General features: G+C 67.4%; 12 protein-coding genes. 10 read left to right on the top strand and 2 right to left on the bottom strand.

The genetic code is table 11. The features are described 5' to 3' along the window. Positions 1 to 68: 68 nt before the first annotated feature. From IBX53_RS11920 to IBX53_RS11890, 7 genes are all read left to right on the top strand, one after another. Positions 69 to 749 carry an SPOR domain-containing protein gene (locus tag IBX53_RS11920; RefSeq protein ID WP_290909479.1) on the top strand — a complete coding sequence of 227 codons (681 nt, stop codon included), beginning with the start codon at positions 69 to 71 and terminating at the stop codon, positions 747 to 749. A gap of 2 nt (positions 750 to 751) precedes the next feature. Further along, positions 752 to 1318 carry a CvpA family protein gene (locus IBX53_RS11915; RefSeq protein WP_290909477.1) on the top strand — a complete coding sequence of 189 codons (567 nt, stop codon included), beginning with the start codon at positions 752 to 754 and terminating at the stop codon, positions 1316 to 1318. 74 nt (positions 1319 to 1392) lie between these two features. Beyond that, positions 1393 to 2913 carry an amidophosphoribosyltransferase gene (gene purF, locus IBX53_RS11910; RefSeq protein ID WP_290909475.1) on the top strand — a complete coding sequence of 507 codons (1521 nt, stop codon included), beginning with the start codon at positions 1393 to 1395 and terminating at the stop codon, positions 2911 to 2913. Between the two features lie 7 nt (positions 2914 to 2920). Next, the gene (locus IBX53_RS11905) at positions 2921 to 4117 is read left to right on the top strand and encodes an O-succinylhomoserine sulfhydrylase (protein ID WP_290909473.1); all 1197 of its coding nucleotides are present in this window, start codon (positions 2921 to 2923) and stop codon (positions 4115 to 4117) included. Between the two features lie 150 nt (positions 4118 to 4267). Next, positions 4268 to 4951: a type 1 glutamine amidotransferase domain-containing protein gene (locus IBX53_RS11900; RefSeq protein WP_290909471.1), complete on the top strand. Its 684-nt coding sequence runs from the start codon at positions 4268 to 4270 to the stop codon at positions 4949 to 4951. A gap of 96 nt (positions 4952 to 5047) precedes the next feature. Continuing rightward, on the top strand, positions 5048 to 5602 hold the full coding sequence (locus tag IBX53_RS11895) for a cytochrome b (RefSeq protein ID WP_290909469.1): 555 nt from the start codon (positions 5048 to 5050) through the stop codon (positions 5600 to 5602). 48 nt (positions 5603 to 5650) lie between these two features. Further along, positions 5651 to 6235, top strand: a complete 585-nt coding sequence (locus IBX53_RS11890) for a YceI family protein (protein ID WP_290909467.1) — start codon at positions 5651 to 5653, stop codon at positions 6233 to 6235. A gap of 120 nt (positions 6236 to 6355) precedes the next feature. On the opposite strand, the gene IBX53_RS11885 is transcribed toward IBX53_RS11890, so the two are convergent. Beyond that, a complete protein-coding gene (locus tag IBX53_RS11885) occupies positions 6356 to 7150 on the bottom strand; it encodes a 2OG-Fe dioxygenase family protein (protein ID WP_290909465.1) in 795 nt (264 codons plus the stop codon). Positions 7151 to 7432: 282 nt separating this feature from the next. On the opposite strand from IBX53_RS11885, the gene IBX53_RS11880 reads away from it, so the two are divergent. Both IBX53_RS11880 and IBX53_RS11875 read left to right on the top strand, forming a co-directional pair. Next, complete coding sequence (locus IBX53_RS11880) at positions 7433 to 9271, top strand: bifunctional diguanylate cyclase/phosphodiesterase (RefSeq protein WP_290909463.1); 1839 nt, start codon at positions 7433 to 7435, stop codon at positions 9269 to 9271. A 166-nt stretch (positions 9272 to 9437) separates the two neighbouring features. Beyond that, positions 9438 to 10733, top strand: a complete 1296-nt coding sequence (locus tag IBX53_RS11875; RefSeq protein WP_290909481.1) for an MATE family efflux transporter — start codon at positions 9438 to 9440, stop codon at positions 10731 to 10733. Here the strand turns inward: IBX53_RS11875 and IBX53_RS11870 are convergent. Continuing rightward, positions 10724 to 11323, bottom strand: coding sequence for a cupin domain-containing protein (locus IBX53_RS11870; RefSeq protein WP_290909462.1), 600 nt, complete (start codon positions 11321 to 11323; stop codon positions 10724 to 10726). The two genes, IBX53_RS11875 and IBX53_RS11870, sit on opposite strands and share 10 nt — an antisense overlap. Before the next feature lie 177 nt (positions 11324 to 11500). On the opposite strand from IBX53_RS11870, the gene mobA reads away from it, so the two are divergent. After that, the gene (mobA, locus tag IBX53_RS11865; protein ID WP_290909461.1) at positions 11501 to 12094 is read left to right on the top strand and encodes a molybdenum cofactor guanylyltransferase MobA; all 594 of its coding nucleotides are present in this window, start codon (positions 11501 to 11503) and stop codon (positions 12092 to 12094) included. Positions 12095 to 12101: the final 7 nt, after the last annotated feature.

The raw sequence follows: 12101 nt of genomic DNA, 5'->3' as shown, positions 1-12101 counted from the left end.
GAGTGGTTGGCGCCGCAGCCGTCCGCGGGGCAGACTAGGGATGACACAAGCGGCAGCGAGGAAGCCCGATGAAATACGGATGGCGTGAACGCATCAGCGGTGCGGTCATCGTGATCGCCCTGGCGGTGATCTTCGTGCCCCTGCTGTTGAGCGAGCCGGCGCCGCGTAGCGAGCGACCCCAGCCGGTGCTGACCATCGAGCAGCCCGTTGAGGTGCCGCGCATCGAGGTGCCGGAGCCCCGGCCACCGGCGAGCCTCGGTGAGTTCGGCGGGCCCATGGCGACGCCCCGGGCCGAGGAGGCCCCCGTGGAGGAGGCTCCCGTGGAGGAGGCTCCCGTCGAAGACCTCACCGATATCGCCGAGGAGGCCGCCGAGCAGGTGACCCGAGCCGAGCCGGCCCCGTTGCCCGCCGGCGAACCGGCTCCCGACCCCATCGCCGAGCTGGCCCGGGCCGCCGACCAGCGCCTGGCCGAGAGCAGCCGCAGCCAGCCCGCCTCCACGCCGTCGCCCGCCGCCTCCGGTGGCGAGTGGGCGGTGCAGGTGGGCAGCTTCGGCGAGCCGGCCAACGCCGAGCGCCTGCTCAACCAGCTGCGCGAGCAGGGCTTCCCGGCCTACAGCCGGCCTCGCGACAACAACCTGACCACGGTCTATGCGGGTCCCTATGACTCCTCCGAGGCCGGCGAGCGTGCCATGAACGAGCTCAAGTCACGGGCCAACCTGCAGGGCCTGCTGGTGCGGGCGAGGAACTGAGCATGGCACTGACCTGGCTGGACTGGATTTTCATTGGGCTGCTCACGGTGACGGCCGTGACCGGCTTCATGCGCGGGCTGGTCCGAGAGGCCCTGGGCCTCGCCGCCTGGGTCATCGCCCTGATGGCTGCGCGTTTGCTGGCCCAGCCGGTGGCGGACCTGCTCGCGGGGGTGATCGACAATCCCGATGGGCGCCTGGTGCTGGCCTTCGTGCTGGTGATCTTCGGCGTGGTGCTGCTGTGCGGCATCGTCATCCGCCTGGTCCACTCCGCGGTGGAGTGGGTCGGCATGGGCCTGTTCAACCGGATCATGGGCGCCGCCTTCGGCGCCGCCAAGGGGGCGGCGATCCTGGTGCTGGTCACCATCGTCATCGGCCTGACCCCGCTGGCCCAGCTCGAGGCCTGGCGCGATGCCCAGCTGCGGCCCCACTTCGAGCAGCTGCGCGACTGGGCGGTCAGTCAGTTCGAGGCCTGGGAGGGGCGGATACCCGAGGTCCCCGGTTCCCTCGGCGAGATCTCCCTCCCCGGGCGTGGCGACGCGACCGACGACGCAACACCCCCCGACAGATGACTCCCGGGCGGCCCGACCAGCCGGTGCCGCCCCGACCCTTCACAGCAAGATCCAGGCAAGCGAGGTAAGGTGGAATGTGCGGTATCGTGGGCCTTCTGGCCAAGCAGGCGGTTAACCAGGGCATCTATGACGCCCTGACGGTGCTTCAGCATCGCGGACAGGACGCCGCCGGCATGATGACCTGGCATGAGGGCCGCTTCCTGCTGCGCAAGAGCAACGGCCTGGTGCGCGACGTCTTCCATACCCGCCACATGGCGCGCCTGAGGGGCAACCTGGGCATCGGTCACGTGCGCTATCCCACCGCCGGCTCCTCCAGCGAGGCGGAGTCCCAGCCGTTCTACGTCAACTCCCCCTTCGGCATCGCGCTCGCCCACAACGGCAACCTGACCAACTCCGATCAGCTCAAGCAGGAGCTCTTCAGCTCGGACCTTCGCCACATCAACACCAGCTCCGACTCCGAGGTGCTGCTCAACGTCTTCGCCCACGAACTGGGCAAGCAGGGCCTGCACCTGGAGCCTGGCGACATCTTCGACGCCGTGCGCCGGGTGCATCGTCGCTGCAAGGGGGGTTACGCGGCGGTGGCGGTCATCAATGGCATGGGCCTGGTGGCCTTCCGCGACCCCAACGGCATTCGCCCGGTGGTGTTCGGCACTCGTGACGAAGGCGCCGGTCAGGAGGTGATGATCGCCTCCGAATCGGTGGCGCTGGACGTGGGCGGCTTCGAGCTGCACCGCGACCTTGCCCCGGGCGAGGCGATCTTCGTCGACATGGAGGGCCGTATCCACACCCAGCAGTGCGCCGATGCCCCGTTGCTGTCGCCCTGCATCTTCGAGCACGTCTACCTGGCGCGTCCCGACTCCATCCTCGACGGCGCCTACGTCTACGGCACCCGCATGCAGATGGGTCGCAAGCTGGGGGATCGCATCCAGGCGGAGTGGCCGGCGCACGACATCGACGTGGTGATCCCGATCCCCGACACCTCGCGTACCTCGGCCCTGGAGCTCGCCCAGCACCTGGGGGTGACCTACCGCGAGGGCTTCATGAAGAACCGTTACATCGGGCGCACCTTCATCATGCCCGGGCAGACCCAGCGCAAGAAGTCGGTTCGCCAGAAGCTCAACGCCATCGGCGTGGAGTTCGAGGGCAAGAACGTGCTGCTGGTGGACGACTCCATCGTGCGCGGCACCACCTGCAAGCAGATCATCCAGATGGCCCGGGAGGCCGGCGCCAACAAGGTCTACTTCGCCTCCGCCGCGCCGCCGGTGCGCTACCCCAACGTCTACGGCATCGACATGCCGGCGGCCAGCGAGCTGATCGCCCATGGCCGCAGCGAGACCGAGGTGGGGGAGCTGATCGGCGCCGACCGCATCTTCTACCAGGACCTCGAGGACCTGAAGACCGCCTGTCGCGACGTCAACCCCAACCTCGACGTCTTCGACTGCTCGGTGTTCGACGGCAACTACGTCACCGGTGACATCGACGACGCCTACCTCTCCGCCCTGGAGGCCTCGCGCAGCGACGGCGCCAGGCAGCAGCAGAGCGCCGGTGACCACGCCCTGGTCGGCCTGCATAATCAGGATGACATCGATGAATGAGGCTCCCATGGATCCGCACACATCCCCCGAGGACGACTGGGCGCTGGCGACCCTGGCGATCCGCGCCGGCCACGACCGCACTCATGAGCAGGAGCACGCCGAGCCGATCTTCCCGACCTCGAGCTTCGTCTACGCCAGCGCGGCAGAAGCCGCGGCCAAGTTTTCCGGAGAGGCGCCGGGCAACGTCTACTCCCGTTTCACCAACCCCACGGTGCGTACCTTCGAGCGCCGCCTGGCGGCGCTGGAGGGCGGCGAGCGCTGCGTGGCCACCAGCTCCGGCATGGCGGCCATCCTCTCCACCGCGCTGGCCCTGCTGTCGGCCGGCGACGAGATCGTGGCCTCCCGCTCGCTGTTCGGCTCGACCGTCAGCCTGTTCGACAAGTATCTGGGCAAGCTGGGCATCACCACCCGCTACGTGGAGCTCTCCGACCTCGCCGCCTGGGAGGCGGCGATGACGCCGGCCACTAGGCTGCTGTTCGCCGAGACGCCGTCGAACCCGCTCTCCGAGGTGGTGGACATCGAAGCCCTGGCGGAGATCGCCCATCGCCATGATGCCCTGTTGGCCATCGACAACTGCTTCCTGACCCCGGCGCTGCAGCGGCCCCTGGCGCTGGGCGCGGACCTGGTGATCCATTCGGCCACCAAGTATCTGGACGGACAGGGCAGGGCGATCGGCGGCGCCGTGGTGGGCCGCGACAAGGAGCTCGAGGAGGTGTTCGGGGTGGTACGCACCTGCGGCCCCTGCCTGAGCCCCTTCAACGCCTGGATCTTCACCAAGGGGCTAGAGACCCTCGCCCTGCGCATGCGCGCCCACTGCGAGAACGCTCAGGTCCTGGCCGAGTGGCTCGAGGCTCATTCCGCGGTGGCGCGGGTCTTTTACAGCGGGCTTGAGAGCCACCCCCAGCATGCGCTCGCCGTCCGCCAGCAGCAGGGCTTCGGTGCCGTGCTCGGCTTCGAGGTGAAGGGGGGGCGGGAGGCCGCCTGGTCGGTGATCGACGCTACGCGGCTGCTCTCCATCACCGGCAATCTGGGGGATGTCAAGACCACCATCACCCATCCCGCCACCACCACCCATGGTCGTCTCTCCGATGACCAGAAGGCCATCGCCGGCATCACAGAGGGGCTGATCCGCGTCGCCGTGGGCCTGGAGGCCATCGACGATATCCGCGCCGACCTGGCACGGGGCCTCGACGCCCTGGTGTAGTCCGCGCCTCGGGGCACCTCCTCCGGGCGCCCCATGGCGCCCGTCCCGCCATCGGCAGGGCGGGCGTTGTCGTCTTTGCCCTTGAACTCTCGCCATTCGGTGCCATCTCATCAGGGCATGCATTCACTCTGGCGCCCGAGGAGGGCAACGATGAAGATCCTGATGGTACTCACCTCCCACGACCGCATGGGCGATACCGGCCACGCTACCGGCTTCTGGCTCGAGGAGTTCGCCGCCCCCTACTATGTCTTCAAGGACGCCGGCGCCGAGATCACCCTGGCCTCTCCGAAGGGCGGTCAGCCGCCGGTGGACCCCAATTCCCAGGCGGAGGAAGCGCTGACAGAAGAGACGCGGCGCTTCGAGGCGGATGACGCTGCCAAGGCGCAACTGGCCAACACGCTCAAGCTCGCCGAGATTCAGGTGGGCGATTTCGACGCGCTCTTCTTCCCGGGCGGCCACGGCCCGCTGTGGGACCTCACCGAGAATGGCGACGTCAAGCGCCTGATCGAGGGCTTCCTGGCCGTCGAGCGCCCCGTTGCCACGGTCTGCCATGCCCCCACGGTGCTGCTGCAGGCGCGAACTCCGGAAGGCGAACCGCTGGTCAAGGGTCGGCGGGTCACCGGCTTCGCCAACAGCGAGGAGGAGGCCGTGGGGCTCACCGCCGTGGTGCCCCACCTGCTCGAGGATGCCCTGAAGGCGCAGGGCGGGGAGTACCAGCGCAGCGCCGACGACTTCGCCCCCTTCCAGCTGCGTGATGGCCTGCTGATCACCGGCCAGAACCCGGCCTCCAGCGCGCCCACCGCCGAGCTGCTGTTGGAAGTCCTAGCCAGCTAACGGTTCTTTCGAATGGTTGGTTCGGCTTTTTTCAGCGGATGCTGATGATGCGCTGCGGTAAGCTTTGTCCATCATCGAGACCGCGAGAACATCGCCATGTGGCGCAACACCCGTTCCGGCTGGGGCATCGTCAGCATCCTGCTGCACTGGCTGAGCGCCGTGACCATCGTGGGTCTTTTCGCACTGGGCTGGTGGATGACCGGTCTGGGATATTTCGACGCCTGGTACAACCTGGCCCCCTGGTGGCACCGTTCCATCGGCATGCTGCTGCTGTTCGCCACCCTGCTGCGCCTCGTCTGGCGCTTAGTGAACCCCACGCCGGCGGCCCACGGTAGCCGCCTCGAGCGCCTGGCCGCCCATCTCGGCCACGTGCTGATCTACGTGCTGCTGCTGGTGGTGATGGTCAGCGGCTACCTGATCTCCACGGCTCGGGGCCGCGGCATCAGCGTCTTCAACTGGTTCGAGGTGCCGGCACTGATCAGCCGCCTGCCCAACCAGGAGAGCATCGCCGGCGAGATCCACTGGTATGCCGCCGTGGCGCTGATGGTGCTGGCCGCAGGCCATGTGCTGGCAGCGCTGAAGCACCACTTCCTGGATCGCCAGGATACCCTGACCCGCATGCTCAACCCGGCGCGTTCCCGTCACCACTGAGCCGCCTTCAACCCCAAGACACATCGTCAATCAACAAGGAGAGTGACCATGTTCAAGAAGACCGCCCTCGCCGCCGCCCTCGGTGCCGTTGCCCTGGTGGGCGCAAGCCAGGCCCAGGCCGCCGACTACGTGGTGGACACCGAGGGCCAGCACGCCTTCGTCCAGTTCAAGATCAACCACCTCGGCTACTCCTATATCCTCGGCAACTTCGAGTCCTTCACCGGCCAGTTCCACTACGACCCCGAGAACCTCGAGGCGTCCAGCGTCGAGATGGAGGTCGATGTCACCAGCCTCAACACCAACCACGCCGAGCGCGACCGTCACTTCCTGAGCGATGACTTCCTCAGCGCCGGCAACTACCCGACCGCCACCTTCGTCACCAGCGGCTTCGAGCCCACCGGCGACAACGAAGGCACCCTGACCGGCGAGCTCACCCTCAAGGGCGAGACCCGCGAGATCGAGATGCCGGTGACCCTGATGGGTGAGGGCGAGGACCCCTGGGGCGGCTACCGTGCCGGCTTCGAGGGCAGCACCATGCTGACCCTGGCCGACTTCGGCATCGACATGAGCGCCCTCCCCGAGGTGATGCACCAGCTCGAGCTCTACGTCACCCTCGAGGGCGTGCGCCAGTAGGATCTGGAAACAAGCCCGGGAAGAAGTCCCGGAAAAACAGCGACCCCCCGAGCAGTGCTCGGGGGGTCGCGTGGTTGTGGCTGGTTGCCGATGGTCGAGCCATCGGGGCCGGCCAGGCGCTCAGCGAGTCTCGTTGAGTACCGCGTCCGGGAAGTGACGGCGCAGCATGCGGTTCTGGAACTCGTCGACGAACCGGCTGTTGATGATGATGATGAAGCGCTCGAAGGGCACATCGGGGTCCAGTTGGCCGATACCGTCGATGCTGTGGAAGAGATGGTCGTCACGCAGATGCAGGATGTCGCCCGGGTCCAGGGTGGCATCGGTCAGCGGCCGGGTGCCGGCCTTGTCGGCATAGAGGTGGTTCTCTCCGCCGGTGGCGTTCTCGCGGTTCATGACCAGGATGCTCAGCGCCTTGCAGCCGTCGGCGTGAATCCCCTGGCCCTGCAGCGGGTCCACCTGGCCCTCGCCGCGCACACCGGTGATCTGCATCAGGATTGGTTCATGCGGGACGATCCCCCAAAGCTGAGCCCAGGCACGGACGAAGGCCCTGACGTCGGGCCGTGACAGGAACTCGCCGGTCAGCGGTTCGTAGTAGCGCAGCCGGTCGGCCATGCTCTCTGCATCATTGAAGGCGCCGCCCTGTGCCATCGGACACTCGCCCATCTCCTGCACGTTGCCCTGGTCGTCGAGGCACAGCCAGGACATGCGTTTCCAGCGACGGTTGACGTAGGGGTCCCTCGGCAGGTCCCCCAGGAAGTTCTGCCAGGCGTTCAGGTCGATTCGCTCGCGGATGTCGGTCAGGCTCCAGTGGCGCTCCCCGAGTTCGCGGCTGACATCGGGCTTCCAGTACTCTGTCAGCGGGTTGGCGGGCATGGAGGTCATGTCATAGCCATGCTTTAGGGTGTCGAGTTTCATTGGTCTCTCTCCTTGGGGTGGGCGGAATTGCCCGGGTATTGCCGGCCTCAGGGCCGCTCAACGACTAGACTGTGCAAAGTTGTGCAACGAAATAATGTGTTCTTGTTTCATTATTTTGAGTTGAAGTTGCAAGTTTAGGTCGCGAATTTGTATGAGGCGTCAAGCCACCCAAGGGAGGTAGTTTCTTAGGAGATAAACGACAAAGCCGTGTAGGATGAAGGTCGAAGACCACGGAAGAGGCGCATTCAGCGCCCATGACGATCCCCATCGGCGAGAAAGCGAATGATTGGCCGAGATTTCCGCTTCAAGCGTTGGCTGAGGCAACAGCTGACGCAGCTGCTCGATCGACTGCCCGATGGGAGCGAACCTGGCTCCGCGGGGGCTGGCGAAGCCGAGCTAGTCCGCCGGCAGTACCTCGAGAGCGAACAGCGTTTTCGCGCCCTGCTGGAGAGCCTGCCGAAGGTCGCGGTTCAGGGGTACGATCACAATCGCCGGGTGATCTACTGGAACGACGCCAGCACGCGCCTGTATGGCTATTCGGCGGATGAGGCCCGGGGGCGCCTGCTGGAGGATTTGATCATTCCGGCGCCGATGCGTGAGGGGGTCATTCAGGCCCACCGTGCCTGGATGGAGCATGGGCAGGAGATCCCCGCCGATGAGCTGGAACTGCGGCACAGAAGCGGGGAGCTGGTGCCGGTCTTTTCACACCATGTGATGCTCAATGAGCACACCGCCGTCCCGCTGATGTTCTGCGTGGACGTCGACCTTTCCGACCAGAAGCGTGCCCACCGGGAGCTGGACTTCGCGACTCGCTTCGATCGCCTCACCCACCTGCTCAACCGGCACAGCTTTGAGGAACAGCTGGACCTGGCGCTGGCTCAGTGTCGTTGCCAGGCCGGCTCCCTGGTGCTGGTCTATCTCGACGTCGACCACTTCGTGGAGATCAACGATGCGCTGGGCTACGAACAGGGGGACCAGCTGCTGATGGAGCTGGCCCGCCGGTTGAATCGAGACCGTCGCGCCACCGATATCCTGTCGCGTGTTTCCGGCGACGAGTTCGTCATCGCCTTCCCGGGCATCCATGATTCGGACGACATTCCGCGTCTGGTGCGCAAGGTGGAGGAGGTCATGCGGGCGCCTTTCCTCCTGGAGGAGCGCCGCTGCAAGCTGACCGCCTGCCTCGGTGTCGCCATCTTTCCCGGCAACGGTGAAACGGCCGGCGAGTTGATTCGCAACGCCGATGTCGCCAAGAACCGGGCCAAGCTCGCCGGGCAGGGCCAGGTGGTCTATTTCAATCAGGAGCTCCACGATGATCTGCTGCATCAGCATCGCCTGTCCGACAAGCTGGAGCGGGCCGTGGAGGCGGGAGAGCTCGTCCTTCACTACCAGCCCCAGGTGTCGGCCATCAGCGGCCGGGTCGAGAACCTCGAGGCTCTGCTGCGCTGGATCCCGGCACAGGGACCGTCGTTCTCGCCGGCCGAGTTCATTCCCCTGGCCGAGCGTTCGGAGCTGATACACCGTATCGGTGACTGGGTGCTGGAAGAGGCGTGTCGTCAGCGGGCGGAGTGGCGGGCCGCCGGCCTTGCGCTCGAGCGTATCGACATCAACTTTTCCGGACGCCAGATCAAGCGACCCGGCATCTTCGAGCACTTCGAGGCCTGCGTGGAGCGCCACGGCCTGGGGCCGCGGGACATCGGTATCGAGCTCACCGAGAACGTCCTGATCGAGGCCGACGACACCATCCTGGCAGGGCTGCGCCGCCTCCACCACCGCGGTTTTCGCATCGCCATCGACGACTTCGGCACCGGGTACTCGTCGCTGAGCTACCTCAAGCACTTTTCCGTCACGGCGCTCAAGATCGACCGCACCTTCGTGCGTGATGCACCGAACCAGCCCGAGGACCGGGCGATCATGGAAGCCACCGTCTTCATCGGTCACCGGCTGGGGCTCGAGGTGGTGGCCGAGGGCGTGGAGAATCGCGAGCAGCTCGAGCTGGTCCGCGAGATTCACTGCGACCTGATCCAGGGCTTCTACTTCTTCCGGCCCATGGCGGCGGCGGACATCGAGCGCCTGCTGGCCGGCATGGTGGCAGGCAGCGGCAGCAGGGAGCTGTCCAACTGAGCGTCTTCACGCCTGTGCGTAGCACCGTTGCTCGGAACGTTTGAGTCGCACTTTTGCTTAGCACCTTGCGTACAATATGTGCTCTTCTTCCGGTTCAGGATCTTCAGTGACGCAGCCCCGTTCCTCCGATGCCTTGGGCGTGACCCTGTGGCGCCAGACCTGGCCCATGGCCATCGGCGTGCTGGCGCTGCTCGGCTTCCAGCTGGTGGACAGCGCCTTTATCGCCCGCCTGGGCACCGCGCCGCTGGCCGCACAGTCGTTCACCTTTCCGCTCTCCTTCCTGATCATCGGCATCCAGGTGGGCCTCGGCATCGCCATCGCCGCGCTGATCTCCCGGGCCCTGGGTGCCGGCCAGGAGGCCAGGGCCCGACGGCTGGGCAGCCTGGTGCTGCTGATCGGCACCGCCACCATCGCGCTGCTGGCGCTGCTGCTGTGGTCGATCCAGGCGCCGGTGTTCCGGCTGCTGGGGGCCGATGCGGCCACCCGCGGGCTGATCCGCGGCTACTGGGCGCCGCAGCTGCTGGCCGCCTGGCTGGGGGCGGGGCTCTACTTCGGCTACAGCCTGTTCCGCGCCCACGGCAATACCCGCCTGCCGGGCACCCTGATGGTGGTCACCAGCCTGGTCAATCTGTTGCTGGACCCGCTGCTGATCTTCGGCATCGGCCCCTGGCAGGGGCTGGGGCTGCCCGGGGCGGCCTGGGCCACGGTGGCCGCCTTCGGCGTGGGCCTGGCGGTGCTGGGCAAGAGCATCCGTCGCACCGACTGGCTGAGCCGGGAAGGGCTGGTCCAGGAGATGCGCGAGTCGGCGCGTCCCTTCGCCGGCATCGCCGGGCCGGCCATGATCGGCCAGCTGATGCCGCCGCTGGCCGCCATGCTGGCGATCACGGCGGTGGCGGGGCTCGGCGAGGGCGCGGTGGCGGCCTGGGGCCTGGCCAGCCGCCTGGAGACCCTCTCGCTGATGGTGGTGCTGGCCATGACCATGTCGCTGCCCCCCTGGCTGGGGCGCTGCTACGGCGCCGGGGACTGGGCTCAGGTCCACCGCCTGCTGCGCCTGGCCCTCCGGGTGATCGTGGTGTGGCAGATGGGACTTGGCCTGGTCATGGCCCTGGGGGCCCCCTGGGTGGCACTGGCGCTCTCCGGCAACCCCGAGGTGCGCGATGACCTGGCGATGCTGATCCGCTTCCTGCTGCCCAGCTACGCGGCGCTGGGGGTGTGCATGATCGTGGTCTCGGCGGGCAACGCCCTGGGCTGGCCGTTGCGCGCCATGCTGCTGTCCGCCGCGCGGCTGTTCCTCTTCTACCTGCCCTGCCTGTGGCTGGGGGCCTATCTCGGCGGCCTGGCGGGACTCGCCGCCGGCGCTGCGGTGGGCAACCTGCTGGCCGGACTGGCCGCCTGGCAGGTGTTGCGGCGCATCCTGGCCAGCCCCCGGCGGCGCGGCGCCGGGGGCACGGCTCAGGCGTGATGCAGCTCGCGTCCGCCGTCGGAGAAGGTGGGCGGCGTGTTGGCGCTGACGATCACGCACTCCTGTTCGCCAGGGTTGCGGAAGCGGTGGGGCAGGCGGGAGTCGAAGTAGTAGGCGTCGCCGGCCCCGAGCACGGCGATCTCGCCGCTCACCGTGATCTCGATCTCGCCGGCCACCACCACGCCGCCTTCCTCCCCGTCGTGTTCCAGCATCTCCTCGCCGGTGTCCGCCCCCGGGGGGTAGCGCTCGTGGATGATCGACATGCTGCGTTCCGCCTGGCGTGCCGCCACCAGCCGGAAGGAGAGCCGCCCGTCGCCGATCTCGGTGAGCTCCTCGGCGCGGTAGAAGGCTCGCGGCGCGCTCGGCTCGTCGCCGGCGAAGAAGGTGCTGATCGATACCGGCAGGGCATCGAGGATCTTCTTCAGCGAGCTCACCGAGGGGCTGACGCTGTTCTGTTCGATCAACGAAACGGTGCTGTTGGTGACGCCGGCACGGCGGGCCAGCTCCCGCTGTGAGAGGCCGCGGGCGAGGCGCAGCTGGCGCAGCCGGCCGCCGACGTTGAATCCTGCATCCGGGGGGGATTCGCTCAAGGGGGACTCCTGTCAAGAAAGCGGCTGTCAAGAAAACTGCACATAGGATACCGGCTCCCGCCGCTGCGGGTAAGGGCGGCTTGACCCGTGTCACGACAAGGACTTGCGCGGCGGTGCAGCGTGGCACCCCGCAGCCGGCTCAGGCATCATAGTGGGCAGACCACAGGAGGGACCAGGATGTCGCAACACGAACTCACCGGCCTGATCCTGGCCGGCGGCCAGGGCCGCCGCATGGGCGGCGTGGACAAGGGGCTGGTGGCCTTTCACGGTCGCCCCCTGGTGGCCCATGTGCGCGAGCGTCTGGCCGGGCGGGTCGCCGAGGTGCTGATCAATGCCAACCGCAGTCAGGCGGACTACGTCGCCCTGGGGGATCGCGTCGTCGAGGACGCCGAGGGGGGCTTCCAGGGCCCGCTGATGGGCATCTACAGCGGCCTGCGCGCCGCTGCCACGCCCTGGCTGGTGGTCGTGCCCTGTGACACGCCGGCGCTGCCCGATGACCTGGTGGCACGCCTGGTGGCTGGCCTGGGCGATGCCGATATCGCCGTGGCCTGCGACGGCGAGAGACTGCACCCGGTGGTGGCGTTGATTCGTACCGCCCTGGCCGATGACCTGGCCGCGGCGCTGGCGGGCGGCGAGCGCAAAATCGATCGCTGGTACGCCCGTCACGCCTGGTGCCGGGTCGACTTCTCCGACTGCCCAGCGGCCTTTGCCAACCTCAATACCGACGACGACAGGCAGCGCCTGGAAGCGGCGCTGAGCCCCGAACCATGAGCCCCGA

Source organism: Halomonas sp., assembly GCF_014859505.1.
Classification (GTDB): Bacteria; Pseudomonadota; Gammaproteobacteria; order Pseudomonadales; family Halomonadaceae; genus Halomonas.
Note: the sequence above shows the minus strand (reverse complement) of the source record. Positions and strands in the feature narration are given on the sequence as shown.

What these genes read in the sequence shown, in the direction of transcription:
- mobA (WP_290909461.1), top strand. Translation starts at nt 11,501, where the DNA reads ATGTCGCAACACGAACTCACCGGCCTGATCCTGGCCGGCGGCCAGGGC.
- IBX53_RS11885 (WP_290909465.1), bottom strand. Translation starts at nt 7,150, where the DNA reads ATGAAACTCGACACCCTAAAGCATGGCTATGACATGACCTCCATGCCC.
- IBX53_RS11890 (WP_290909467.1), top strand. Translation starts at nt 5,651, where the DNA reads ATGTTCAAGAAGACCGCCCTCGCCGCCGCCCTCGGTGCCGTTGCCCTG.
- IBX53_RS11920 (WP_290909479.1), top strand. Translation starts at nt 69, where the DNA reads ATGAAATACGGATGGCGTGAACGCATCAGCGGTGCGGTCATCGTGATC.
- IBX53_RS11880 (WP_290909463.1), top strand. Translation starts at nt 7,433, where the DNA reads ATGATTGGCCGAGATTTCCGCTTCAAGCGTTGGCTGAGGCAACAGCTG.
- purF (WP_290909475.1), top strand. Translation starts at nt 1,393, where the DNA reads ATGTGCGGTATCGTGGGCCTTCTGGCCAAGCAGGCGGTTAACCAGGGC.
- IBX53_RS11900 (WP_290909471.1), top strand. Translation starts at nt 4,268, where the DNA reads ATGAAGATCCTGATGGTACTCACCTCCCACGACCGCATGGGCGATACC.
- IBX53_RS11915 (WP_290909477.1), top strand. Translation starts at nt 752, where the DNA reads ATGGCACTGACCTGGCTGGACTGGATTTTCATTGGGCTGCTCACGGTG.
- IBX53_RS11895 (WP_290909469.1), top strand. Translation starts at nt 5,048, where the DNA reads ATGTGGCGCAACACCCGTTCCGGCTGGGGCATCGTCAGCATCCTGCTG.
- IBX53_RS11905 (WP_290909473.1), top strand. Translation starts at nt 2,921, where the DNA reads ATGGATCCGCACACATCCCCCGAGGACGACTGGGCGCTGGCGACCCTG.
- IBX53_RS11875 (WP_290909481.1), top strand. Translation starts at nt 9,438, where the DNA reads ATGGCCATCGGCGTGCTGGCGCTGCTCGGCTTCCAGCTGGTGGACAGC.